Genomic DNA, 26959 nt, shown 5'->3' with positions numbered 1-26959 from the left:
AAAGCTCCCTTTGTGAAACTATCGTGATATTTAGTCGTCTAGCGAGCGAAGTAGTGCATTGATCCCAACTTTTTCGCGGGTTTGCTGATCTACTCTTTTCACAATAATTGCTGCATACAGGCTATGAGAGCCATCTTTGCTTGGTAGTGAACCTGGTACTACCACCGCACCGGCTGGTACGCGACCATAATGGGTTTCGCCTGTTTCACGGTCGTAAATACGAGTACTTTGTGAAATATAGACACCCATGGAGATAACCGCACCTTCTTCAACAATCACACCTTCTACGATTTCAGAACGTGCGCCGATGAAACAGTTATCTTCAATAATCGTTGGATTGGCTTGTAGCGGCTCTAATACGCCGCCAATGCCTACACCGCCAGATAGGTGTACGTTTTTACCGATCTGTGCACACGAGCCCACGGTTGCCCAAGTGTCTACCATAGTGCCTTCGTCGACGTAAGCACCAATATTAACGTAAGACGGCATTAGGACCACGTTCTTACCGACAAAGCTGCCCTGACGCGCTACCGCGTTTGGTACTACGCGCATACCCCCTTGTTGGAACTGCTCTGGCGTATAGTCTGAGAATTTTAATGGTACTTTGTCGTAAAACTGGTTAACGCCATCGCTCATTGGTTGGTTGTCACGAATTCTAAAAGACAGGAGTACCGCCTTTTTCAACCATTGATGTACAACCCACTCACCACTAATTTTTTCAGCAACACGCGCTGCACCTGAATCTAGCATTTCCAATGCATTGACAATTGCTTGTTTTACTTCGTCTGATACTGCTGTTGGGGTAATGGTATCGCGGTTTTCCCACGCGGTTTCAATAGTCGTTTTTAAATCAGACATAAATTCCTCGTTAATCTGTTTCTGCATTTAATTTTTTGAGTAGGGCGCGATGAAGCTCAGCTTTTTGTACTTCATCTAGTGCCTTGTAATCTTTGTTTGAGACGACGAAAAAGTCTTCTGCGCGTTCGCCGACGGTTGTAATGCGCGCGGCATGAATATGTAGTGAATAGGCCTGAAATACCTCAGCAATTTTAGTCAGTAACCCCGGAATATCAATGGCCTGAATTTCAATTAGGCTGCGATCGTCGCGTGCATGCGGGCGCAGTATAATTTTAGGTTTGATATTAAAGTCTTTAAACTTCTGTGAGCGGTTTTTCTTAACCCGGATCTTTCTTTTTGGATCTTTCAGTAAAGTTTCCAAGCCTTTTCTGATCCCAGCTGCACGGCCAGTACTGAGTGGGTCGCCATTCACTTCTAAGATAACAAAACTAAAGACAACATAGCCATCTTTTGTGGTCATGACCTGAGCATGCTGGATCTGTGCTTTTTTAGAACCAATTACACTGACCAATTTGGCGAATAACGCAGATTCATAAGGACTGTATACGAATACTTGCGTCCCGCCATGCATGGGCTTGTCAGAGACGATCACGCTTGGCTGACTTAAATCATCAGACTGTAATAAGTGCTCAGTATGCCAAGAGATCTGCTGTTCACTAAAGGCAGTAAAATAATTGGCCTTAAAGCGTGACCAAATAAGGTCAATGTACTCTTCGAAGTAGCCCAAATTAATCAGCCGTTGCTTGGCTTGGCGCTTCTTATCACGGATCTGATCGCGCATATCCATTGGGTTTTCAAGGCCCAAGCGCAATGCCCGTTGAGTATGTAGATATAGCTCGCGTAAGAGGGTGTTTTTCCAGTCGTTCCAAAGGTTGTCGTTGGTGGCACGAATGTCGGCAACCGTTAAGCAATAGAGATAATCTAGCTGACGTTCGTTTTTCACTTTTTGTGCAAATTCAGCAATAACATCGGGGTCATTAATATCTTTACGTTGGGCTGTGACAGACATCAGTAGGTGATTTTGCACCAGCCAAGCTACTAATTTAGCGTCGGATGCGGTGAAGCCGTGCATTTTGGTAAATGCCATGGCGTCAACGGCGCCAAGCTCGGAATGGTCGCCACCTCGGCCTTTGGCAATATCGTGAAAGATCCCCGCTAAGTAAAGTAGCTCGGGCTTGTCCATGCGGGCAACAATTTCAGAACAAATCGGGAATTCACTAATATGCTCTTTATCGAAATAGCGGTAGATGTTATTGATAAGCTTATGGGTATGCTCATCCACTGTGTAGGCGTGAAACAGATCGAACTGCATTTGACCAAAAATATTACGCCACTGCGGTAAATAGGCGGCGATGATCCCGTGTTTATGCATCAGAGTAAACGCTCGCCCCATGCCATTAGGGTGTTTCAATAACCTTAAAAAAGCGTCACGACAGCCTGCGTAATCTTGCAAATCGCCTAATAAACGGCGTCTGACTTGGCGCATAGTACGTATGGTACTTGGGTCAATCTGATTGATTTTAGGGTTGTCTGCAATATGTTCAAAGAGGACAAACAAATTCTCTCGACGGAAAAAGACCGAGGGATTCTTAACGCGAATTTTATTGCCAATACGCTCAAAGTTTCTGTCGAGAGGCACGGCTTCTTGTTCCAACTGCTCAGGAAGAATACTTTGTTCGAAATAGGAGAGCAGCATCTGGTTCATTTCGCGCACTCGGCTCATGATCCTAAATAAGCGTTTCATCATACGCTCAACTGAAGCTTTACCTTCAGAGCCGAAACCGAGGAGCTCTGCGGCATGTGGTTGATGGTCAAACAGTAAGCGGTTCTCACTGCGACCAGCGGCCAAATGTAGCGCAAAGCGAATGTTCCACAGGTTTTCGATGCACTCTAACAGCTCTTGATATTCTTCATGGGTCAAATAACCGTGATTGATTAACTCTTCCAAAGTTTCAGCGCGGAAGTGCTTTTTAGCGACCCAAAAAATGGTTTGCAGGTCGCGCAGGCCACCGGGGTTTTCTTTAATATTAGGCTCAAGGTTATAGGCGGTACCATGGCATTTTTTATGGCGAATATTCTGCTCATTGACCTTGGCGATAAAAAAGTCACTAGATTGCCAAATTGGGGTTTCAACGATATGCCGTTTGAGGTGTTCATATTCAATATGGTTACCACAAATGAGGCGGCTTTCCAGCAGGCTTGTGGCAAAGTGAACGTCATTTTGTTTTTGTTCTAGGACTTGTTCATGGGTTCTTACGCTATGACCGATATCTAGACCTAAATCCCATAGATAAGTGACAAAACGCTCTAAACTGCTGGTCACTTTTTCACAGGGAACGGATTTGGTCAGCACCAAAAAATCGATATCAGAGAACGGGTGTAACTCACCACGGCCGTAACCACCAATGGCGATTAACGACAAGTCTGGTTGATGCGCCAGTCCAGTTTCATTAAACAGTTTAATCAACAATCGGTCGATAAATTCAGCGCGAGAGTTAATTAGATTTCTAACGGGTTGCTTGGCAAATTGATTGCTTAACCATTTGTAGAAAAAAGCAAGACAATCACGGTAATCGGTAAGTTCTTGTGCTTCATCAAGAAGCGTCTTCACTTTGTTCGGTAATGCCACTTAGGATCCTGTGTCATGCGCGCAAAAACAGTAGAGTCCTGTTTTACACTAAATAAATAAGAATTGCGAGTGACGGGGAGGTGAAGGGTCAAGGATTGGGCAACTAGCATCGCGTGTAACTGATATCTAAACACAAGGGGGTTGTAACCGCTGTAGCGTGAGTTGTGCAATAAAAAAGCCAGCAATCTGGCTGGCTTTGATTAATGCTTTTTGCAATTAAGCTGCATGCGTAATCACGCGGTCTATCGTTTCGTCATTGCGGAGCGTTAAAATCTCAACGCCATTATCTGTGACAAGCAGCGTGTGTTCCCACTGCGCCGAAAGACTACGGTCTTTGGTAACGACAGTCCAATCATCTTTTAGTAGCTTACATTGGCGCTTACCTGCGTTAACCATAGGCTCGATAGTTAAACACATACCGGCTTTAAGTACCTCGCCAGTGCCTGGTTTGCCGTAGTGCATTACTTGTGGCTCTTCATGGAATTCTTTACCAATGCCGTGACCACAATATTCACGCACGATAGAGTAGTTAAAGCCTTCTGCATACTTTTGAATTGCAGCGCCAATATCGCCCAAACGCACGCCCGGCTTTACCATTTTTATCGCAAGGTACAGGCTCTCTTGCGTGATTTCGCTTAAGCGCTTACCTTGGATAGTTGGTGTACCGACGTAAAACATTTTTGACGTATCACCATGATAACCATCTTTGATCACAGTGATGTCGATATTGATAATGTCGCCCTCTTTTAGCGGTTTATCGTTTGGGATACCGTGACAGATAACGTGGTTAACAGAGGTACAAATAGACTTCGGAAAGCCGTGATAATTTAGCGGTGCAGGAACAGCACCTTGCTCATCAACAATGTAGTTGTGACAAATGGTGTTTAATTCGTCGGTGGTCACCCCAGGCTTAACATACGGCTCGATCATTTCCAGTACTTCCGCGGCTAAACGCCCGGCAACACGCATTTTTTCGATTTCTTCAGGGGTTTTGATCACAGCACTCATTTAGACTCCAAGTCAATTTAGATGAACATTTATTATGCACAAATTTTACGCATAAGATTGAGTTAATTCTTTATATATGGTATAAAGCGCGCCGTCTTTTTACAAATAATTCTTCCTCACACGATGAGAGTGAATGTTTGTAGTTAAGACAACACACTTATTAATATTAACACACACACATATCGACACATACACTTGGGTGCATGCAGTTATAAAAACTTCGTGTTGGTGCTATGGGATATGTGGAGGCCTAACCCTAACTTTTAGAGGAAAAATACAATGGCAAACGTTTCAATGCGCGATATGCTTCAAGCTGGTGTTCACTTCGGTCACCAAGCACGTTACTGGAACCCTAAGATGAAGCCGTTCATCTTCGGTGCACGTAACCGCGTTCATATCATCAACCTAGAAAAAACTGTTCCTATGTTCAACGATGCACTTAAGTTCTTACAGAACGTAGCATCTAACAAAGGCAAAATCCTTTTCGTAGGTACTAAGCGCGCTGCAAGCGAAGCAGTTAAAGAAGCGGCTATCCAAAGTGAGCAGTTCTACGTAAATCACCGTTGGTTAGGTGGTATGTTGACTAACTGGAAAACAGTTCGTCAATCAATCAAGCGTCTTAAAGAGCTTGAGACTCAAAGCCAAGACGGTACTTTCGAGAAGCTTACTAAGAAAGAAGCGCTAATGCTTACTCGTGAAATGCAAAAGCTTGAAAAAGGCCTTGGCGGTATCAAAGATATGGGCGGTCTTCCAGACGCTATCTTCGTTATCGACGCTGACCACGAGCACATCGCTATCCGTGAAGCTAACAACCTAGGTATCCCAGTAGTATCTGTTGTTGATACTAACTCAAACCCAGATGGTGTTGATTTCATCATCCCAGGTAACGACGACGCTATCCGTGCAATCCAGCTATACACTGGTGCAGTAGCGACGGCTATCACTGAAGGTCGTGAAAGCAACATCGTTGCTCAAGCAGAAAACGACGACTTCGTTGAAGCTGAGTAATTACCTGATTAGGTATTAGCTGTCATCAAGTCTTCATCAAATTATTGGTGAAGACTTGATATTCTTTATAAGCGATTAACTGCTTATCCCGTTGTTTGCCAAGCAGACCTTGAAAGATAACGGATTTTTATCAAATTGAGGCGAGCTGTACTTGATTTGATATTCAGCCAACCTAAGGTTGGTTTTATCAAGAACTGAATTCAGATTTGAGGATATTCTAATGGCTGTAACTGCTGCCCTAGTAAAAGAACTTCGTGAGCGCACTGGCGCTGGCATGATGGATTGTAAAAAAGCACTGACAGAAACTGGCGGTGATATCGATCAAGCAATCGAAAACATGCGTAAAAGTGGTGCTGCTAAAGCTGCTAAAAAAGCAGGCAACATCGCTGCTGAAGGTACAATCATCATCAAGCAAGGCGAAGGTTTTGCTGCACTAGTAGAAGTTAACTGTCAAACTGACTTCGTAGCAAAAGATGCAAGCTTCCTTGCATTTGCTAACGAAATTGCTGACGCAGCTGTAGCTGAGCAACTAACTATCGAAGACTTACAAGCTAAGTTTGAAGAGACTCGTGTTGCACTAGTAGCTAAAATCGGTGAGAACATGAACATCCGTCGTGTTTCTTACATCCAAGGTGACAAGCTAGTTGCTTACCGTCACGGCGAACGTATCGGTGTTGTTGTAGCTGGTGATGCTGACGAAGAAACACTTAAGCACGTTGCAATGCACGTTGCTGCTTCTAAGCCAGACTACCTAAACCCAGAAGACGTACCTGCTGAAGTAGTTGAAAAAGAAAAAGCGGTTCAAGTTGAAATCGCAATGAACGAAGGTAAGCCAGCTGAAATCGCTGAGAAGATGGTTGTTGGTCGTATGAAGAAGTTCACTGGTGAGATCTCTCTTACTGGTCAAGCTTTCATCATGGAACCTAAGAAATCAGTGGGTGACTACCTTAAAGAGAAGAATGCATCTGTTTCTTCATTCGTTCGCCTAGAAGTAGGTGAAGGTATCGAGAAGAAAGAAGAAGACTTCGCAGCAGAAGTTGCAGCACAAATCGCTGCAGCAAAAGGCCAGTAATCACTTATTGTGATGCCTAATGACGTAAAAGCTGACATTAGCTTTGCGTCATTGCTGAAAATTCTCTAAAATAACCGCGCATTTATGTCTAGCATAAGCGCGGTTATTTTTTACCTCACTTTTAATTGGCCCGGATATTATGACTATCAATAAAAAACCTGTTTTTAGACGCGTTCTTTTAAAGCTTAGTGGTGAAGCTTTAATGGGAGATGAAGGCTTTGGTATCGATCCAAAAGTATTGGATCGTATGGCACAAGAAATCAAAGAGTTAGTAGAGCTCGACGTAGAAGTGGGTTTGGTTATCGGTGGCGGTAACTTCTTACGTGGTGGTTCACTTGCAGAAGCGGGCATGAACCGAGTTGTGGGCGACCACATGGGCATGCTAGCGACCGTCATGAATGGTCTTGCGATGCGTGATGCGCTGCACCGTGCTTTTGTAAACGCACGTTTGATGTCTGCTATCCCGCTAAATGGCGTGTGTGATGCTTACAATTGGGCGGAAGCAATTAGCCTATTAAAATCTGGCCGTGTTGTTATTTTCTCTGCAGGTACGGGCAACCCATTCTTTACCACTGACTCAGCAGCATGTTTGCGCGGTATCGAGATTGAAGCGGATACCGTGATTAAAGCCACTAAGGTTGAAGGGGTATTTAGTGACGATCCGGTGAAAAACCCAGATGCTACGCTATACCGCACGTTGACTTACAACGAAGTTATCGACAAAGAATTGAAAGTGATGGATTTAGCTGCATTTACATTGGCACGTGACCACAATATGCCAATCAGCGTATTCAACATGAATAAACCGGGTGCATTGAAAAATGTCATCATGGGTGAAGAGGAAGGTACCCTTATCTCTTCTCAAGCAGCAGAATAACCTGACGACTATTTCAGCAACTCGTAGTTAAGTAGCGAATCTCTAAATTGCGAGTATAATCTGGCATAACAAGAACAGACTAGGAAAGTATTGTGATCGAAGATATTAAAAAAGACGCTCAAGAGCGCATGAAAAAAAGTGTGGCTGCGCTTGGAAGCCAGCTTTCTAAAATCCGCACAGGTCGTGCACACCCTGCGCTACTAGATGGTATTTCTGTTTCTTACTACGGTGCAGATACACCGCTAAACCAAGTAGCAAACGTAACGACGGAAGACTCTCGTACACTGGCTATCAGCGTATTCGACAAATCGCTTGCACAGGCGGTTGAAAAAGCAATCATGTCTTCTGACTTAGGTTTAAACCCAATGTCTGCAGGTACTGTGATCCGTGTTCCACTTCCTCCACTAACTGAAGAGCGTCGTAAAGATCTCATCAAGATCGTACGTGGTGAAGTTGAAGGTGGGCGTGTTGCAGTACGTAATATTCGCCGTGATGCAAATGGTGATATTAAATCATTGCTAAAAGACAAAGAAATTTCTGAAGACGAAGCGCGTCAAGCTGAAGATGATATCCAAAAATTGACTGACAAGTTCATCAAAGAAATGGATACACAACTAAGTGCGAAAGAAGCAGAGTTGATGGAAATCTAAATGTCTATGTCCTAGCGTTTATGTTTACGCACTGTTTACGTATTGCAGAAAATTCTGCTTTGTTTCTGAGCAGTTAGCGTTTTTTGGGCTGGGTACACTGACAAATTTATTAGGTTTGAAGCGCCGCCTAGGGTATACTAGGCGGCGTTTTTTTTCACTTAAATTGGAATTATGGTTTTAGAAGCAGAGGTTATTTCGCAGCAATCATTGCCAAAACATGTTGCGATAATAATGGATGGCAACGGTCGTTGGGCTCAAGCTCGCAGGCGTCCTCGCGCCTTCGGACACAAGAAGGGCGTCGATTCGGTTCGCAGTGCTGTACAATTCTGTTCCAAGTTAGGTATAGAGTCTCTGACGCTATTTGCCTTTAGTAGTGAAAACTGGCGTAGGCCAGAAGATGAAGTCAGCACGTTAATGGAATTATTTATTTATGTGCTGTCTAAAGAAGTTAAAAAATTACATAAGAACAACGTAAAGCTAACCATTATTGGCGATCTTTCTCGTTTTCCTGACAGCCTCCAAAAGCGTGTTCATGAAGCTCAAACATTGACCCAGGACAATACAGGGCTTAACTTAAACATTGCAGCAAATTACGGTGGACGTTGGGATATCACACAGGCAGCACAACACCTCGCAAAACAAGTTGCAGCAGGTAAATTGCAACCAAGTGATATAACCGAAGATGCCTTGACAGAGCAGATGACGATGGCCGATCAAGCGAATCTCGACTTGCTGATCAGAACGGGAGGCGACTTCCGCATCAGTAACTTCTTGCTATGGCAAGCTGCGTATGCCGAACTCTATTTTACCGACACGCTTTGGCCTGATTTTGACGAGCAAGCATTCTCTGAAGCCATTGTTTGTTACGTGTCTAGAGAGCGACGCTTCGGATGCACAGGAGAGCAAATAAAGCAGCTCCTCGCAGAGAAAGACGCAACAAGTTAAGGGTTCAAATTTGTTAAAACAACGTATTCTAACGTCAGCGGTGCTTGCACCTCTGGCTCTACTTTTGGTGTTTTATACACCGCTGGTAATGTTTAGTACGATTGCCGCACTAATCGTTTTGCTTGGTGCATGGGAATGGTCGGCGCTTGCGGGCCTTTGTCAAAAGCGTCAGCGTTTTACTTTCGTTGGCGTTATGGCGGTGTTAATTCTATTGCTTAACACCCATTGGCCAATACAGGATTTATGGCAGCAAGGGCGTTTAGTCGCTGATGCTAATTACGTATTTACGCTCGCTTTTGCGTGGTGGTTGGTTGCTACTTTCTTGGTGATTAAATACCCACGAGCAGCTCGTGCTTGGAATGAAGGGATCATGATGCGCTCCATCGCCGGTGTACTGACGCTAGTCCCGCTGTGGCTTGCGTTAAACGTGATGCGTAGTGCCGGATACGAAGATGGCGAGCACATAGGCTCAGTCCTTATCATGGTGGTATTGGGCATAGTGTGGAGCGCGGACATTGGCGCTTACTTCGCTGGAAAGAATTTAGGTAAGCATAAGCTTATGCCTAAAGTGAGCCCTAATAAAACGATTGAAGGTCTTGTTGGTGGCGTGATCACCGCAGTTGTTTTTGTGTTAGTGTTTTGTCACTTCGCCGCAATTGATCTCAATATGTGGCCAATTTACGCTGCAATGACCATTATTATCGCGCTATTTTCTGCCGTTGGTGATTTGCTTGAAAGTATGTTTAAGCGCGAAGTAGGTCTTAAAGATTCAGGCCGTTGTTTGCCAGGTCACGGCGGTATTCTAGATCGCATTGATAGCTTAACGGCTGCAGCACCCATTTTTGCTTTTTGCTACGCTTGGACGGTTGTGCTATGAGCGAGCAAAACTTGGTAGTACTGGGAGCGACAGGCTCTATTGGACTATCAACCTTAGACGTCGTTAGCCGCAATAAAGAACAATATCGTGTATTTGCCTTAGTCGCAGGGCAAAACGCGGAAAAGATGGCTGAGCTTTGTTTACGTCATCAGCCTAAATACGCGGTTATGAGCTCTGAGCACGCAGCTCGGCAACTTTCTCAACGTTTGAGGGGCACTACTACCACCGAAGTACTCCATGGCGTTGAAGCAATGGCTGAGATGGCTCGCCATGTGGATGTGGATATCGTGATGTCCGCAATCGTTGGTGCTGCAGGGTTGTTACCGACACTAGCGGCAGTCGAAGCGGGTAAAAAAGTTCTGCTGGCGAACAAAGAGTCGTTAGTAATGAGTGGCCAGCTGTTTATGGATAAAGTAAAAGCGCATGGTGCGACTTTACTCCCTATCGACAGTGAACATAATGCTATTTATCAGTGCCTACCAGCGACCATTCAAACGGGACAATCTTCAAACCTAAGTCACAGCGGTGTTAGTAAGATTTTATTAACCGGTTCTGGTGGACCTTTCTTGCAGCGCTCATTGGCTACCTTAGCTTCAGTAACAGTCGAAGAAGCGGTTGCGCATCCTAATTGGTCCATGGGCAGAAAAATCTCTGTCGACTCTGCGACTATGATGAATAAAGGGCTAGAGTTTATTGAGGCTAAGTGGTTATTTAACTGCTCGGCTGACGATATTGAAGTGGTGATCCACCCACAAAGTATGATCCACTCTATGGTGCAGTATCGCGACGGCTCGGTGTTGGCACAAATGGGGCAGCCAGACATGCGAACGCCGATTGCGTATGGGCTTGCCTACCCAGAAAGAATCGACGCGGGCGTTGAACCATTAGACTTTTCTCAGATTGTCGATTTCACTTTTACCAAACCAGATTTTAACCGTTATCCCAACCTCAAATTAGCGATTGACGCATGTCGTAGTGGTCAGGCTGCAACAACAACAGTGAATGCTGCAAATGAAATCGCCGTTGCGGCATTTTTAGAGGGTAAGATAGGGTTTTGCGATATCTATCGAGTCAATGCCTTAACGCTTGAGCAAAGTGAGCTAAGCGTATTAGAATCCGTTGAGTCTATTATGGAAACAGACCGAACGGCCCGCCACCGAGCGCAGCAAATTATCGCCACATTGAGGTAACTATGTTTGAATTTTTCTGGCACTTAGGCTCATTTATTCTTGCTTTAGGGATTTTAGTTACCGTTCATGAATATGGCCATTTTTGGGTTGCCAGAAAAGCCGGCGTTAAGGTCTTACGTTTTTCTATTGGTTTTGGTAAGCCTTTAGTCAAGTGGTATGACAAACATCAAACCGAATACGTTATTGCCGCAATTCCACTTGGCGGCTATGTCAAAATGCTCGATGAACGCGTTGATGATGTGCCAGAGCAGGAGCGCCACCTTGCCTTCAATAATAAGCCAGTACTTTCTCGTATCGCTGTGGTAGCTGCAGGCCCCATTGCAAACTTTTTGTTTGCCATTGTCGCGTTAGCGGCAATGTATATGGTAGGGGTTCAATCAGTAAAACCCGTCGTTGGTGGTGTGACACCAACCAGTATCGCGGCGGATGCTGGATTTCAATCTGGTGACCACATCATTGCACTGAATGATGAGTTAGTACACTCATGGCAAGACGTCACATTCGAATTGATGGCGCATTTAGGTGAACCATCTCTGGTTGCCAAAGTACAAGATGAAAAAGGTAGTTTGGCTATTCGCACGCTACGTTTGAGCGATTGGAAACTGGAAAAGCAAGATGAAGCGCCACTGACCTCAGTCGGCATTACGCCTTATAGGCCACCGCTGACGCTGCAGCTCGGTTATATCGAAGAAGGTGCAGCTGCCGACAAAGGTGGCTTACAAGTAGATGACACGCTGGTTGCGATAAATGGTGACAAATTAGCATCGTGGCAACAGCTGGTGAGCCGAGTTCAAAAATCTGCAAATCAAGCCATAAGCATTGATATTCTGCGCGATGGTCAGCCACAAACCCTAACGATAACACCTCAGGCAAAAACTTCACCAGAAGGTGTCGTACAAGGCTATTTGGGCGTTGTGCCTGTGATGGAAAAATGGCCAAATGGTTATATTGAAACTAGACAATACGGCATCCTAGATAGTATGGTGCTTGGCATTCGTAAAACTTACGACTTGATTGCCTTAAGTTTCGACATGATCGGCAACTTAATCACGGGCCAAGTCTCGGTAAAAAACTTAAGCGGGCCTGTGGGGATCGCGGTTAGTGCCGGAAATAGTGTTAGTTACGGGTTAGTTGCATTTTTAGGCTTCTTAGCGCTTATCAGCGTGAATTTAGGAGTTTTTAACTTATTACCGCTCCCTGTCCTAGATGGTGGGCATTTAATGTATTACTTAATTGAACTAATTCGCAGAAAACCAGTCTCTGAAAAGACACAAGAGTTTGGGTTTAAGATTGGAGCGGCGCTTCTTCTTGCCTTAACGTTTTTTGCACTATTTAATGATGTTTCTCGGCTTTAAGCCGTGCGGTGCTAAAAAGCGCACATTATATGCAATTTAAATGTTTGCATTTTTGTTCAAGCATACAACGGATAACATAATACAAAAGCTGTAACGTTTGAATGTTGTGATGTAATGGGCCTTAGCGTATCGCGCCAAAATTGTTGTAAAGGATAAAGATAATAAAATGCCTATAAAAAAACACATTGCAGTAACCAGTTTACTGGGCGCTAGTTTTGCTGCCTTAGGGCAAAACTCCTTTATCGTAGAAGATTTAAAAATAGAAGGGCTGCAGCGCGTTGCACTAGGTGCTGCATTGACACATATTCCGATCAACGTTGGTGACAATGTCGATCAGTTTACTATTTCACGCACAATCAAGGCGTTATATAAGTCTGGCCACTTTGACAACATTGCGGTATTCCGTGATGGTAATCAGATTATTTTTAAGGTTAAAGAACGTCCAACTATCAGCTCAATCGAATTTGATGGCAACAAAGACATCAAAGACGAGCAGCTAAACGAGAGTTTAGAGCAGCAAAATATTCGCCAAGGTGAACCGTTAGACAGAACGGTACTTGATAGTATCGAAAAAGGCTTAACGGAATTCTTCCACAGTATTGGTAAATACAACGCTAAGGTTGAGGTGAGCATTGTTGAATTGCCACGTAACCGTGTGAAGCTGATGCTGAAGTTTGAAGAGGGTGATGCTGCTTCTGTACGTCAAATTAACCTCGTTGGTAATGAGCTGTTTTCGGACGAAGAACTTCTTAACCTAATTGAATCTCAGCAGGACTTGCCTTGGTGGCGCTTCCTCTCTAATGACCGTTATCAAAAACAAACCATTGAAGGCGATTTAGAAAAGATCCGCAGTTTTTACCTAGACCGTGGTTATTTACGTTTTAACATCGATTCAACACAGGTTTCAGTAAGCCCTGAACGTGAATCAGTTTATGTTACGGCAAACATCACCGAAGGTGAAAAATATACCGTTAAAGGGTTTGATTTCATTGGTGACTTATTAGGTCGTGAAGACTTAATTAAAGGTATTGTGCCGCTTCGCGCAGGTGAGCTTTACAACGGCTCAGTTGTAACGGCAACGGAAGATTTCATTAAGAGTTATTTGGCGCGTTTTGGTTACGCCAATGCGGAAGTACGAACTGTTCCAGAAATCGATGATGAAAACAAAGAAGTACAATTAACACTATCTGTTGATCCTGGAAAGCGCGTATATGTACGTCGTATCGTGGTGAACGGTAACCAAAATACAGCAGACGAGGTGTTACGTCGTGAAATGACGCAGCTTGAAGGTGCGTGGTTGTCTAACCAAAACCTAGAGCGTTCAAAGCTTCAAATTCAACGTTTGCCATATATGGAATCGGTAGAGTTTGAAGTCAAGCCAATTCCTGGTGTTGAAGATCAGGTTGATGTTGACTTTAAAGTAAAAGAACAGCCAGCAGGTAGTTTCCAAGCGGGTGTTGCTTATGGTTCTTATGCGGGCCTTCAGTTTAACATTGGTGTCAGTGAGTCTAACTTCTTAGGATCTGGTAACCAAGTTGCTTTCAATATCAACACTTCGCGTGGTTCTGAGCGTTATAGTGTGTCTTATACCGATCCTTACTTTACGCCTGATGGTGTCTCGCAAGGCAGCAGTATCTTCTACAGTAAGTTCGATGCGAGCGAATTTGGGATTGTAGATTACAAATCGACGAGCTACGGTATCGGTACCAACTTTGGTTTCCCAATCAATGCGATTAACCGCGTTAACTTTGGTATTCGTTGGATTGAGGAAAGCCTTTCGCAAATTTCAGACTTTGAGCAAACACGAGTACTTCGTGAGAGCTTCTTAAACGAAAGCGATCCAAATGCCGATTATGACTTCACTAAATATGAGTTAAGTGCAGGTTGGTCACGTGTAACGGTTAACCGTGGTATGTTCCCAACAGCAGGTTCTCGTCAAAGCTTGAACTTAAGTATTACTACACCAAACTCAGATCTTAATTTCTTCAAGATCAATTACGATTCACGTTTTTACTGGCCAATCAGTAATGACCATCGTTGGGTATTCTCAGCGAGAGCGGGTTTAGGCTATGGTAATGGTTATGGCGAGACCAATGGCTTTGAGCAAGTGTTGCCATTCCAAGAGTTCTTCCGTATTTCAGAGCAAGAACTACGTGGTTTTGACCGAAACACAATTCTACCTCGAGCGGTACAGCGTGCGCCTAAGTGTATTCCGGGCACACCTAAACCAGATGGTACAACAGGTAGCTGTATTGGCGGCGATCAGCAATTTGATACGCTAAATCTAGGTGGTCGTATCGGTGGTAACGCAAAAGCACTAGCAGGTCTTGAGCTTATCGTGCCAACGCCATTCCTAGACGAAGAAAACACGAGTTCAGTAAGAACGAGCTTCTTCGTCGATGCGGCAAACGTTTGGGATACTGAGTTTGATGTAGACCGTTATAACAACTTGCCAGAAGATCAATACAATCTACTTTCTGATTTCTCTGATCCATCAAGGTTCAGAGTATCAACGGGTTTATCGATTCAGTGGATCTCGCCTATGGGACCTATGCTGATCAGTTTCGCTTACCCACTCAAAAAAGAAGAAGAAGGCGATACGAAGACGATCAGCTTCAATATCAGTAATACATTCTAAGGAGTTTTATTGTGAAAAAATTTATTAAATCATCAACACTAGCCATGACAGCAGCACTAATGATGGGTGCTTCAGGTAGCGCATTTGCACACAAAGTAGGCATCGTAGACATGCAGGAAGTGTATAAGCAAATTCCACAAATGGCGAAAATTGAACAGACACTACAAGCTGAGTTCGCTGAGCGTCGTCAAGAACTTGAAAAAATTCAAGGTGACATTCGTTTCGAAGCTGAAAAATTTAAGCGCGAAGCAACGACAATGAGTGAAGAGCAAAAAGAAGCGCTTCGTGAAAAGATCCAAGGCATGCAAAAGACACTTGCTGAAAAAGGTCGTCCACTAGAGCAAGAAATTAAAGTTCGTCAAAACCAAGAGCTTGCTAAAGTACAAAAGCTAATCGTAGATGCGATTGAGTCTGTTGCTAAAAAAGGTAAGTTTGACGAAGTTAAAGTAAAAGATACGACAATTTACTTCAATCCTGATAAAGTAGCCGACCTTTCTGAAGAAGTGGTAAAAGCGGTTAGCAATAAGTAATGACAAAACTTCACACCTTATCTCAACTTGCTGAGTATCTAGGTGCTCAGCTGCAAGGTGATGGCGATAAATCAATTCGAAATATCGCCACTCTCGCACAGGCAAAAGACGACCAAATCGCGTTTTTAGCCAACAGCAAATACCGTGGTCAGCTTGAAAGCACGACTGCGGGGGCCGTGATCTTGAGTGAAAAAGACGCGGATTATTTTGCGGGTAATAAACTCATTATCGCAGATCCTTATGTAGCCTATGCAAAACTTGCACAGAAGCTAGACTCAACACCTAGCGCAGCATCAGGAGTTCATCGTACAGCAGTTATCTCTGATACCGCAACACTTGGTGCAAACGTCAGTGTGGGTGCGAACGCTGTAATTGAAGATGGCGCTGTGATTGGTGATGATGTTGAGATAGGGCCAGGCTGTTTCATTGGAAAACATGCCAAAATAGGCGCAAAGACTAAACTCTGGGCAAACGTAACTATCTATCATGAAGTACAGATAGGCGAACAGTGTCTATTCCAGTCTGGTGCCGTAATAGGAAGTGATGGTTTTGGCTACGCCAACGAGAAAGGCGAGTGGGTTAAAATCCCTCAAGTTGGCACCGTAATTATTGGCGACCGTGTCGAAGTTGGCGCAAGTACTTCTATTGATAGAGGTGCGCTAGAAGACACCATTATTCATAGCAACGTCATTTTAGATAACCAGATCCAAATTGCCCATAACGTTGAAGTTGGTTACGGTACAGCCATCGCAGGCTGCACGGTACTGGCGGGCAGTGTTAAAATCGGCAAGTACTGCCAAATTGGTGGCATGACAGCAATCAATGGTCACAACGAAATTTGTGATGGGGTTGTCATTACTGGTATGAGCATGGTTACTAAAGGAATTACTGAGCCAGGGATCTATTCTTCTGGTTTACCTCACCAAACGAATAAAGAGTGGCGTAAGTCTATTGCACACTTACGCAATTTATCTGACTTTAAGTCGCGCCTGAAGGCACTTGAGCTGCTGACAGCACAGCTTAAAGATACTGATGTAGAATAAGGAAGCTATTTTGGCTAACGAATTAAACAGCTTTGATATCCAAGAGATTTTAAAACTTCTTCCGCACCGCTACCCAATGTTGCTTGTTGACAAAGTGGTAGATTTTAAGCCAGGTGAATATCTTCACGCGATTAAAAACGTGACGATTAATGAGCCTATTTTCACGGGTCACTTTCCAGAACAACCTATTTTCCCAGGTGTGTTGATCCTAGAAGCAATGGCTCAGGCAACCGGTTTACTTGGTTTTAAAACGGTCGAGAATCGCAGCGAGAATGAACTATACTTATTTGCAGCGATTGATAATGCACGTTTCAAACAACCTGTTTTACCGGGTGACACGATGCATTTGCACGTTAAGTTCGAAAAAGAACGCCGTAACATCTGGAAATTCAGTGCTGAAGCTAAAGTAGAAGGCAAAACTGTGTGTTCAGCTGAAATTATGTGTGCTAGAAGAGAGTTTTAATGGCTATTCATCCTACCGCAATTATCGAATCAGGCGCGCGTTTAGGCGAGAATGTTTCTGTAGGCCCTTATAGTTATATTGGCAATGACGTAGTCATTGGTGATAACTGTAAGATTGAATCACATGTTGTGATCAAAGGCCCATCTGAGATTGGTTCAGGCAATCACGTTTTCCAATTCGCGTCAGTAGGGGAAGCCTGCCAAGATAAAAAGTACAAGGATGAACCAACCAAGCTAATTATTGGTGATAACAACGTTATTCGTGAGTGTGCGACTATCCATCGTGGCACAATTCAAGACGAAGGGATCACTCGAATTGGTAGCAACAACCTATTTATGGCTTACACCCATGTGGCACACGACGCAGTCATTGGCAGCAATGTGATTTTCGCTAACAATGCAAGTGTAGCCGGGCATGTACATATTGGTGACTGGGTTATCCTTGCGGGTAATTCTGGTGTACACCAATTTTGTAAAGTGGGTTCACATGCCTTTATTGGTATGTACTCGGGTGTGAACCAAGACGTGCCGCCTTTTGTTACAACGACCGGCACGCCAGCGAGACCCGTTGCAATTAATACTGAAGGTTTAAAGCGTCGCGGCTTTGAGTCTGATGAAATCATGGCAACAAGACGCGCATACAAAACGTTGTTTCGTAAGGGGCTGCGTTTAGAAGATGCGTTAGAAGCGCTAAAAGAAGATGCTTCTGAGTTCGCTGCAGTTCAGCAAATGATTGATTTTATTGCGACTTCTAATCGTGGTTTGATCCGCTAAACTTGAACCGCAATACAGGTTATACTTACGCCATACATTTTGTATGGCGTTTTTTTATACTGAAAAATAACAATGGCTAACGAAAAAAATATCACCATTGGCGTGGTCGCAGGAGAGTTATCGGGCGATATACTCGGTGCAGGCCTCATAAACGCGCTAAAACTTCATTACCCCAATGCCAATTTTGTCGGTATAGGTGGTCCTAAAATGCAACAAGCTGGTTGTAAAAGCCTGTTTGACATGGATGAACTGGCTGTCATGGGATTAGTCGAAGTGCTTGGTCGCTTACCTCGCTTGCTAAAAATTAAAAAGCAGTTGGTGAACTACTTTATTGATAATCCTCCTGATGTATTCATCGGTATCGATGCGCCGGATTTTAATTTGCGTGTTGAAAAACCGTTGAAAGCGGCAGGAATTAAAACTATTCAGTATGTAAGCCCGAGCGTGTGGGCGTGGCGTCAAAAACGCATCCATAAGATTGCTGAAGCGACTAACCTAGTGCTGTCTTTGCTGCCGTTCGAAAAAGCCTTTTATGATAAACATGAAGTGCCTTGTACATTTGTGGGTCATACGCTAGCGGATGAAATTCCACTTGAGCCGGACACCGCAGGTGCGCGTGCACAGCTGAACTTAAGTCAAGATGATACGGTTTTAGCACTGCTTCCTGGTAGTCGGGGCTCTGAAGTTGGCTTATTGAGCCGCACTTACCTTGCCACTGCAAAAAAATTAGTCGATAAAATTCCTAACTTAAAAATAGTCGTGCCTTTGGTGAACGAAAAGCGCAGAGCACAGTTTTTGGAAGCCTTGAACGAAGTCGCGCCGGAATTGAACCCGATTATGCTTGACGGCCAGTCAGCACTGGCAATGCAAGCAGCGGATACCGTTTTACTGGCCTCGGGTACCGCCACACTTGAAGCAATGCTATATAAGAAGCCAATGGTGGTAGGGTACAAGCTGAATCCTAAGAGTTATTGGATTTTTAATACTTTTTTTACCTTTAACATCAAATACTTTGCCTTGCCGAATTTATTGGCTGACGCACCACTTGTGCCTGAGTTTTTACAGGCAGAGTGTAATCCTGACGCACTTGCTGATGCACTTTTCCCGATGTTAAAAGGCAATAATAGTAAGCTTGTTAGAAAGTTTTACGAGATACATGAGAACATTCGCCTAAATGCCAGCAAACAAGCGGCTCAGGCTGTAATGGAGTTAATAGATGCAAATTGAACGTCCTGATGTGCAGTATATTGCAGGCGTTGACGAGGTAGGACGTGGCCCGTTGGTGGGTGACGTTGTTACCGCTGCCGTCATTTTAGATCCAACTAAACCAATAATAGGGTTAACCGACTCGAAAAAACTGTCAGAGAAAAAGCGCATTGCATTGGCAGAAGAAATAAAAGAAAAGGCATTATGTTACTGCATTGCGAGAGCATCAGTTGCAGAAATTGACGATTTGAATATTCTTCACGCAACAATGTTGGCGATGACACGCGCAGTTGAAGGATTGGAAATTCAACCTGATCATGTATTTGTTGATGGAAATCGTTTACCTAAGCTGAGTGTTTCTGCAACTGCAGTTGTAAAAGGGGATAGCCTAGTTGCCGAGATAAGTGCGGCATCCATATTGGCGAAAGTCACCCGAGACAATGAGATGCTAGCACTCGACGCGGAATATCCTGAGTTTGGTTTTGCAGGCCACAAAGGCTATCCAACCAAAGCCCACTTTGCCGCGCTCGAAGCACATGGTGTTACTCCGCATCACCGTACAAGCTTTAAGCCTGTGCAACGAATTTTGGCCGAGAAGGAGTAAGCATGCCAGCCCCGCAGTTTGTCCATTTGCGTGTACACAGTGACTTCTCTATGGTGGATGGTCTAGCGAAGACCAAACCAATTGTGGCAAGGGCCGAAGAGCTTGCAATGCCTGCGCTTGCCATCACCGATCAAATGAACTTATGTGGTTTGGTGCGTTTTTATGGTGGCGCACACGGGGCAGGGATCAAGCCAATAATTGGTGCGGATTTTTGGCTAAAGTCAGATCAGTTTCCTGATGAACCAAGCCGAATTCTCGTTCTCGCTAAGAACAATCAAGGCTATAAAAATCTAACCTTGTTGATCTCCGATGCCTATCTTCGCGGCCATGTATTCCATCGTCCTGTAATTGATAAAGAATGGCTCGCAAAATACAAAGAAGGGCTGATCCTCATCTCCGGCGCGAAAGATGGCGACTTAGGTAAGGCCATTTTAAAAGGCAATCCTAAGCTAATTGAAGAAACGCTGGCGTTTTACGAGCAACATTTTAGCGACCATTTTTATATTGAGCTGCAACGCACTGCACGTGCACAAGAAGAAGAATATCTCCATGGTGCTGTAGAGGTCGCGGCTGCGCGTAATATACCGGTTGTGGCGACGAATGAAGTGGTGTTTTTACATGAGAAAGACTTTGATGCCCACGAAATTCGCGTTGCGATTCACGACGGCTATACATTAGAAGACAAAAATCGACCAAAGCGCTTTTCTAAAGAGCAATATTTAAAGACTTCTGAGCAAATGCAAGAACTCTTTAGTGACATTCCAGAAGCTTTAGAAAACACCGTAGAAATCGCGAAGCGCTGTAACGTGACAGTACAGCTTGGCACCTACTTCCTGCCAGATTATCCAACGGGCGATCTGGCGATTGAAGATTTCTTGGTAAAAGTATCGCGAGATGGTCTAGAAGAACGTTTGCAGTTCTTATTCCCTGATGAAAATGACCGCAAAGAAAAGCGTGGTGAGTATGACGACCGTCTGCAGGTTGAACTCGATGTTATCAACCAAATGGGATTCCCAGGTTACTTCTTAATCGTAATGGAGTTCATTCAATGGAGTAAGGATAACGGCATCCCTGTAGGTCCTGGGCGTGGTTCCGGTGCCGGTTCTTTGGTGGCATATGCGCTTAAGATCACAGATCTTGACCCACTTGAATTCGATCTCCTATTCGAACGATTCCTCAACCCAGAACGGGTTTCGATGCCAGACTTTGACGTCGACTTCTGTATGGATAGACGAGACGAGGTAATTGACCACGTTGCTAAACTGTATGGTCGGGACGCAGTATCTCAGATCATCACCTTTGGTACGATGGCGGCAAAAGCGGTAATTCGAGACGTTGGTCGTGTGCTTGGTCACCCTTATGGCTTCGTAGATAGGATTTCCAAGCTTGTACCTGGTGACCCTGGTATGACACTTGCCAAAGCGTTTGATGTTGAACCTCGCCTGCCAGAAGCTTACGATAGCGATGAAGAAGTTCGTGAACTGATTGATAAATGTCGCATTCTTGAAGGCTGTACACGTAACGCGGGTAAGCACGCCGGTGGTGTTGTTATCTCGCCTACCACCATTACTGACTTTGCAGCGCTGTATTGCGACGAAGAAGGTAAGTTCCCAGTTACCCAGTTTGATAAGAACGACGTAGAAACCGCAGGTCTGGTTAAGTTTGACTTCCTCGGTCTACGAACGCTAACTATTTTGCAATGGGCGCTCGACATGGCGAACGAACGCCTTGGCAGAGAAAGTCGTGAGCCGATTGATATCGCTGCGATCCCATTGGATGACCCTGCAAGTTTTAAAGTGTTACTAGACGCACAAACCACTGCGGTATTCCAGTTGGAATCTCGTGGTATGAAAGACTTGATCCGTCGCTTGAAGCCAGACTGCTTTGAAGACATGATCGCACTGGTTGCGCTATTCCGTCCGGGTCCTTTGCAATCGGGCATGGTAGATAACTTTATCGACCGTAAGCATGGTCGTGAAGAAGTATCGTATCCAGACGCGCAATACCAGCACGAAAGTCTACAACCTATACTGGAGCCGACCTACGGGATCATCCTTTACCAAGAACAGGTAATGCAGATAGCGCAGGTGCTTGCAGGTTATAGCCTAGGTGGCGCTGACTTGCTTCGTCGTGCGATGGGTAAGAAAAAGCCCGAAGAAATGGCTAAGCAACGTGCAACGTTCGAAGATGGTGCCAAAGATAATGGCGTCGAAGGCGAACTTGCGATGAAAATCTTCGACTTGGTAGAAAAGTTCGTGGGTTACGGCTTTAACAAATCACACTCCGCAGCCTACGCGTTAGTGTCGTACCAAACGCTATGGATGAAGACCCATTTCCCTGCCGAGTTTATGGCGGCGGTAATGTCAGCGGATATGGATAACACCGACAAAATCGTAACCTTGGTAGATGAATGCGAAAACATGAAGTTGACGCTGCTACCACCAGACGTGAATGCCGGTGTTTACAAATTTACTGTAAATCGTCAAGGTGAGATCGTCTATGGTATAGGGGCGATAAAAGGCGTGGGTGAAGGCCCAGTTGAAGCGATCCTTGAAGCGCGAGCCCAAGGGGGAGAATTTAAAGATTTATTCGACTTCTGTGCCAGAGTTGATTTAAAGCGTCTAAATAAACGCGTGATTGAAAAGCTAATATACGCAGGAGCGCTTGATAAGCTTGGTCCTGACAGGGATCAGCCTGGGCGCGCGACTTTACTGGCAAGCTTAAAGGATGCCATGAAGTCGGCAGAGCAGCACCACAAAGCCGAATCACTTGGACAGAGCGACTTATTTGGTTTGCTAGCGGTTGAGCCCGAGGAGGTTGAACAAGCCTTTATCAAAGCCACGCCGCTTAGCGATAAAGAATGGTTAAATGGGGAAAAAGAAACCTTAGGTCTTTACCTAACTGGCCACCCAATTAATCAATATCGCAAAGAATTAAAATATTATACCTCTGGCAAGTTAGTTGACTTACAACCCGGTAATCGTGATACGGTAGCAACCGCGGCGGGACTGGTTATCAATGCTCGTACCTTGATAAACAAAAAAGGAGCGCGTTGGGGACTTATCACTTTAGATGACAAAAGTGCCCGAATTGATGTACGCTTATTTCCTGAACAGTTTGAAATGTACCAAGAAATGCTGCAAATTAACCAAATCTTGGTAATATCTGGACAGGTCAGCTTTGATAACTTCTCTGGTGGCATTACAATGACCGCAAGAGAAATCTCTACCATTGCTCAGGCGCGAGAAAAGCGTATTAGTGCAATAAAAATGACGCTAAATATGGCTCAAATTGACGCGAACTTCTTTGATAATTTCAAAAAAGTGCTAGAACCATATAAATTTGGAACGTGTCCGGTAAAAATTAAATATCAGCGTCCTGATGCATTAGCAGAGTTAACATTAGGAACACAATGGTGTGTGACGCCAAGTGATGAGCTTTTAACTCGTTTATCACTGTTGGCGGCGCAGGAATTAGAATTAGAATTTAACTAAACAGGTAGTTTAGAGCATGAGCCTCAATTATCTTGAATTTGAACTTCCAATCGCTGAATTGGAAGCAAAGATCAAAGAATTACAAAACGTTAGTCGCTCTGGCGATTTAGATCTTAGCCTTGAAGAAGAGATCAGCCGCTTAAAAGACAAAAATGTTGAGCAAACAAAGAAAATTTTCGACGGTTTAGGCGCTTGGCAAGTGTCTCAATTAGCACGTCATCCGCTTCGTCCATATACTCGTGACTATATTGAACGCATTTTTACCGAGTTTGACGAGTTCGCAGGCGACCGTACTTTTGCTAACGATCCGGCTATTCTTGGTGGTGTTGCACGTCTTGACGACAAGCCAGTAATGATTATCGGTCAGCAAAAAGGTCGTGACACGGCTGAAAAAATCAAACGTAACTTTGGTATGCCAAAGCCTGAAGGCTACCGTAAAGCATTGCGCTTAATGGAAATGGCTGAACGCTTTAAGATGCCAATCATTACCTTTATCGATACTCCGGGAGCTTACCCGGGTGTAGGCGCTGAAGAGCGCGGTCAAAGTGAAGCGATTGCACGTAACCTTAAGGTGATGGCAGCGCTCAAAGTGCCAACCATTTGTACTGTGATCGGTGAAGGCGGCTCTGGTGGCGCATTGGCTATTGGGGTAGGTGACAGAGTAAACATGCTGCAATACAGCACGTATTCTGTAATTTCACCTGAAGGTTGTGCTTCTATTCTTTGGAAGAGCGCAGACAAAGCGTCACTTGCCGCTGAAGCTATGGGTGTATCAGCCTCTCGCGTAAAAGAGCTGGATCTTATCAATAACATCATCGAAGAGCCGCTAGGTGGCGCACACCGCAATTACGATGCGATGGCGAAAAACCTGAAAGTGCAGCTTAAACGTGACTTGGCTGATCTTGAAGCACTAAGCACCGAAGAGATGTTAGATCAGCGTTATAAGCGCCTGATGTCATTTGGTTATTGTTAATACGGGTTTCCGCTCGTATTGATATCAATGCTAATTTAAGTTAAAAAGCCGCTATTGAGCGGCTTTTTTTATTGATTGTAGAAAACATGATTAATAGTCGGGTTTACCAACAAGTAGAGTCAAGTTTAAAGGTATTGAGTTCCAGCCTTGACGCCAAAGGGTTGTGCATTGCTTTATCTGGTGGTGTGGATTCGGTTGTGTTGCTCCATCTTTGTCGAGAATATGCAAATAAGCATAACATTGCACTCCAAGCGGTTTATGTTAATCATGGCTTATCTCAGCACGCTTCGCAGTGGCAGCAATTTTGCCAATCACTTTGTGAAACACTCAAAGTTCCCTTTGTTGCAAAACAGGTTTCGATTACTCGGAAAGCCCGTACTAGCCTTGAAGCGCAAGCACGCGAAGCTCGCTATCAAGCATTAGATGACGCGGCCAAAGCAGGTTTTGCAATCGTACTTGGGCAACATGCCGATGACCAAGTAGAAACTTTCTTACTGAGATTAAAGCGTGGGTCAGGGTTACTCGGGCTTGGAGCGATGAGAGCGACAACTCAGCTGGCATCTGGGCGATATTGTATTCGTCCGTTACTTGCCGTTAGTCGTGGCGAGATTGAAGCATTTGCACAGCAGTGTGGCCTTGAGCATATTACTGATGAGTCCAACGCCGACGATGCGTTTGACCGTAACTTTTTACGCAATCAGGTGATCCCTTTACTTACCTCTCGATTCAATGGTTTTGTAGGTAACACACTGCGTAGTATCGATATTTTACAGCGCCAACAAACCATAATTGATGAGGTGAGTGAAGAAGATTTGCAAAAGTGTCATTGTCGGATGGCGCTAAACATCACGGCTTTACAACAGCTCTCTTGTGCAAGAAGAGATAATGTCATCAGACTGTGGTTATCAAAGCAGGGCATAGAGATGCCGAGTCAAAAACAGTTGGATGAAATTGTACAACAGGCGTTTTCATCACGCCAAGATAGCCAACTTGAAATACGTTTTAAGCAAGGCGCGGTGAGGCGTTATCGTGATGCACTTTATTGGGTAACGGAAACTAGCCAAAAGCATGATATTGAGACCGTGAATCTCAACGAACTCAGCGGGCAAAGTACACCTGTCGCTATGCAAACGGGCAAGGGGCTCCGCAAACCTTTCTCGGACGAAATCGTTAGCATTCGCTACGGCAGACTTAAAGATAAAATCAAACCACAGGGCAAACCTGGCTCTAATACCTTGAAACATTGGCTAAAAGATTTACACATTCCAAGCTGGGAGCGTGATTCTATTGCGGTTGTTTATTACAATGATACACCGGTTGCGGTGAACGGACTGTTTGTGAGTACCGAACACGCAGAGGACAATGGCATTATTTGGGTAGTAAAAGATGACTGAAAGTAAAAAGATTGGCCAACAGTTAGCGCAAAAAGCGCCTTATGCGGTGGCGTTCACTGTAGTGGTGTTTATCGTACTCTTTATGTCGAGTGAAGTGGTGTGGCTGAATCAAATATTTGCTTCTGCATCTGGCATTATCAGTATCGTGTTTTTACTATTGTATTGGCATGGTAAGGGCGGAATGTATTTTATTCTTGGCCTACTTGCGCCAATGCTTGCGGTGATGTTTTCAGAGTTACCCGATTTCCTTGCGCTTGCATGGGTAATAAATGGATTTTTCAACGGCGCGGCACTTGCCCTGATGGCATACTTATACTTAGGAAAAGATGCTCAGCGTTAACGCATAACACTGAGCAAAAGGGGAAGTGGTTTTTTTATACTGCGCGAGCGCAGTTTCGTCCGGCTGCTTTTGCGCGGTATAAGCCGCTATCCGAACGAGCAAATATATTGTCGGCAGTATCATGGCTCGATGCCAGCGTAAAGCCAATGCTTGTGGTCACCGTATATTTAGCCAACATGCTCGACTTTCTTACGGCTTCCATAATTCTTTCTGCGATCACTTTGTTGGTTGTAAACGCTGGGTCGTCAATTAAAATGGCGAACTCATCACCACCGAATCTAAATACTGAATCCGTTGCGCGCGTTGAGGTTTGCAAAATACGTGAAAACTCAACCAACACTTCATCACCGGCTTTATGACCATGAACATCATTCACCTGTTTAAAGTTGTCTAAATCTAAAAGCATAAGGCTGAAATTACGATGTTGACGACGGCATCGCTCAAGCTTTTCTTCTAAGTTATCTGCGAACTGGCTGCGATTGTAAAGTCCAGTCAGTGAGTCCTTGGTTGCTAATTGCAATACACGGTTGTACATCAAGGCATTACGCATTGGGTAAATTAAACAGGCGTGTAATTTTGACAATTTTGCCTTGATCGCTTCACTAAATGGAAACTCACTGAAATACACCAACTGGCCTAAGTGCTCTTTTTCGAGCTCAAGATCAAATGTACTAGCCGGAAATTGGCTATCGCTGTCCTTCATCTGAAAGACGCCAAGGCTACAGTGGAACTGGAGTCCCGAAATTTTTGAAATTCTTGCCACATGCTCCGCATAAATAGTCAACAGCTCTTCAATGTTGAGCGTTGTCTGAAGTTTGTCGACTAATCGCGCGTAGTGTTCACCGCCTTGCGTACTATACTGTTCAGAATTGAACGGCAAGTAATCGCCTCTGGTCGGCAATCTTTGTGTCAAAATATGGACATTTTCCATATTTCTTCCCCTTAAATACAACAATACATGATTAATATGCGAACTTTGTGCCAAAAATTTAAACTGGCTTAAAAACAAACGCTTGCTATATTTAAAAGAAA

The 26959-nt window shown here is 44.4% G+C and carries 23 protein-coding genes; 19 read left to right on the top strand and 4 right to left on the bottom strand.

The features are described 5' to 3' along the window. Positions 1-30: 30 nt before the first annotated feature. From dapD to map, 3 genes are all read right to left on the bottom strand, one after another. Positions 31-858, bottom strand: coding sequence for a 2,3,4,5-tetrahydropyridine-2,6-dicarboxylate N-succinyltransferase (gene dapD / locus PPIS_RS08035; RefSeq protein WP_010371306.1), 828 nt, complete (start codon positions 856-858; stop codon positions 31-33). A gap of 10 nt (positions 859-868) precedes the next feature. After that, positions 869-3487, bottom strand: coding sequence for a [protein-PII] uridylyltransferase (gene glnD, locus PPIS_RS08030; RefSeq protein WP_010371310.1), 2619 nt, complete (start codon positions 3485-3487; stop codon positions 869-871). Between the two features lie 216 nt (positions 3488-3703). Continuing rightward, positions 3704-4495, bottom strand: a complete 792-nt coding sequence (gene map, locus PPIS_RS08025; RefSeq protein ID WP_010371314.1) for a type I methionyl aminopeptidase — start codon at positions 4493-4495, stop codon at positions 3704-3706. 279 nt (positions 4496-4774) lie between these two features. Here map and rpsB point away from each other — a divergent pair, with 279 nt between their 5' ends. The 19 genes from rpsB (at position 4775) to PPIS_RS07930 (ending at position 25927) form a co-directional block, all read left to right on the top strand. Beyond that, the gene (rpsB, locus tag PPIS_RS08020) at positions 4775-5503 is read left to right on the top strand and encodes a 30S ribosomal protein S2 (protein ID WP_010371318.1); all 729 of its coding nucleotides are present in this window, start codon (positions 4775-4777) and stop codon (positions 5501-5503) included. 220 nt (positions 5504-5723) lie between these two features. After that, positions 5724-6575, top strand: a complete 852-nt coding sequence (gene tsf, locus PPIS_RS08015) for a translation elongation factor Ts (protein ID WP_010371321.1) — start codon at positions 5724-5726, stop codon at positions 6573-6575. 139 nt (positions 6576-6714) lie between these two features. After that, positions 6715-7452 (top strand): UMP kinase, encoded by a 738-nt coding sequence (gene pyrH / locus PPIS_RS08010; RefSeq protein ID WP_010371324.1) that lies wholly within the window; start codon positions 6715-6717, stop codon positions 7450-7452. Between the two features lie 92 nt (positions 7453-7544). Beyond that, positions 7545-8102 (top strand): ribosome recycling factor, encoded by a 558-nt coding sequence (gene frr, locus PPIS_RS08005; RefSeq protein ID WP_010371327.1) that lies wholly within the window; start codon positions 7545-7547, stop codon positions 8100-8102. Positions 8103-8273: 171 nt separating this feature from the next. Further along, complete coding sequence (locus PPIS_RS08000) at positions 8274-9047, top strand: isoprenyl transferase (protein ID WP_010371330.1); 774 nt, start codon at positions 8274-8276, stop codon at positions 9045-9047. 10 nt (positions 9048-9057) lie between these two features. Continuing rightward, on the top strand, positions 9058-9924 hold the full coding sequence (locus PPIS_RS07995; RefSeq protein ID WP_010371333.1) for a phosphatidate cytidylyltransferase: 867 nt from the start codon (positions 9058-9060) through the stop codon (positions 9922-9924). Then, positions 9921-11114 (top strand): 1-deoxy-D-xylulose-5-phosphate reductoisomerase, encoded by a 1194-nt coding sequence (gene ispC / locus PPIS_RS07990; protein ID WP_010371336.1) that lies wholly within the window; start codon positions 9921-9923, stop codon positions 11112-11114. Before PPIS_RS07995 ends, ispC begins: the two co-directional genes overlap by 4 nt. Positions 11115-11116: 2 nt before the next feature. Next, on the top strand, positions 11117-12469 hold the full coding sequence (rseP, locus tag PPIS_RS07985) for a sigma E protease regulator RseP (RefSeq protein ID WP_010371338.1): 1353 nt from the start codon (positions 11117-11119) through the stop codon (positions 12467-12469). Positions 12470-12635: 166 nt separating this feature from the next. Further along, complete coding sequence (bamA, locus tag PPIS_RS07980; RefSeq protein ID WP_010371341.1) at positions 12636-15107, top strand: outer membrane protein assembly factor BamA; 2472 nt, start codon at positions 12636-12638, stop codon at positions 15105-15107. A gap of 11 nt (positions 15108-15118) precedes the next feature. Then, entirely contained in the window at positions 15119-15637 is a 519-nt protein-coding gene (locus tag PPIS_RS07975) for an OmpH/Skp family outer membrane protein (RefSeq protein WP_010371344.1), read from the top strand. Beyond that, positions 15637-16680, top strand: coding sequence for a UDP-3-O-(3-hydroxymyristoyl)glucosamine N-acyltransferase (gene lpxD / locus PPIS_RS07970; protein ID WP_010371347.1), 1044 nt, complete (start codon positions 15637-15639; stop codon positions 16678-16680). Before PPIS_RS07975 ends, lpxD begins: the two co-directional genes overlap by 1 nt. Before the next feature lie 10 nt (positions 16681-16690). Next, complete coding sequence (gene fabZ / locus PPIS_RS07965; protein ID WP_010371351.1) at positions 16691-17143, top strand: 3-hydroxyacyl-ACP dehydratase FabZ; 453 nt, start codon at positions 16691-16693, stop codon at positions 17141-17143. Then, a complete protein-coding gene (gene lpxA, locus PPIS_RS07960) occupies positions 17143-17916 on the top strand; it encodes an acyl-ACP--UDP-N-acetylglucosamine O-acyltransferase (protein ID WP_010371360.1) in 774 nt (257 codons plus the stop codon). The genes fabZ and lpxA overlap by 1 nt, the downstream gene beginning before the upstream one ends. Positions 17917-17988: 72 nt before the next feature. After that, entirely contained in the window at positions 17989-19143 is a 1155-nt protein-coding gene (gene lpxB, locus PPIS_RS07955; RefSeq protein ID WP_010371362.1) for a lipid-A-disaccharide synthase, read from the top strand. Beyond that, positions 19133-19726 (top strand): ribonuclease HII, encoded by a 594-nt coding sequence (rnhB, locus tag PPIS_RS07950; RefSeq protein ID WP_010371364.1) that lies wholly within the window; start codon positions 19133-19135, stop codon positions 19724-19726. Before lpxB ends, rnhB begins: the two co-directional genes overlap by 11 nt. Positions 19727-19728: 2 nt before the next feature. Beyond that, positions 19729-23220 (top strand): DNA polymerase III subunit alpha, encoded by a 3492-nt coding sequence (gene dnaE, locus PPIS_RS07945; protein WP_010371366.1) that lies wholly within the window; start codon positions 19729-19731, stop codon positions 23218-23220. 16 nt (positions 23221-23236) lie between these two features. Beyond that, on the top strand, positions 23237-24193 hold the full coding sequence (accA, locus tag PPIS_RS07940) for an acetyl-CoA carboxylase carboxyl transferase subunit alpha (RefSeq protein ID WP_010371368.1): 957 nt from the start codon (positions 23237-23239) through the stop codon (positions 24191-24193). 86 nt (positions 24194-24279) lie between these two features. Further along, positions 24280-25587 (top strand): tRNA lysidine(34) synthetase TilS, encoded by a 1308-nt coding sequence (gene tilS / locus PPIS_RS07935; RefSeq protein WP_010371370.1) that lies wholly within the window; start codon positions 24280-24282, stop codon positions 25585-25587. Continuing rightward, positions 25580-25927, top strand: coding sequence for a hypothetical protein (locus PPIS_RS07930; protein ID WP_010371379.1), 348 nt, complete (start codon positions 25580-25582; stop codon positions 25925-25927). Before tilS ends, PPIS_RS07930 begins: the two co-directional genes overlap by 8 nt. 34 nt (positions 25928-25961) lie before the next feature. On the opposite strand, the gene PPIS_RS07925 is transcribed toward PPIS_RS07930, so the two are convergent. After that, on the bottom strand, positions 25962-26858 hold the full coding sequence (locus PPIS_RS07925; RefSeq protein WP_010371382.1) for a GGDEF domain-containing protein: 897 nt from the start codon (positions 26856-26858) through the stop codon (positions 25962-25964). Between the last annotated feature and the right edge of the window lie 101 nt (positions 26859-26959).

This window comes from Pseudoalteromonas piscicida, assembly GCF_000238315.3.
GTDB lineage: Bacteria > Pseudomonadota > Gammaproteobacteria > Enterobacterales > Alteromonadaceae > Pseudoalteromonas > Pseudoalteromonas piscicida.
The sequence above is the reverse complement of the archived record's forward strand: the minus strand, read 5'-3'. Positions and strand labels throughout refer to the sequence as shown.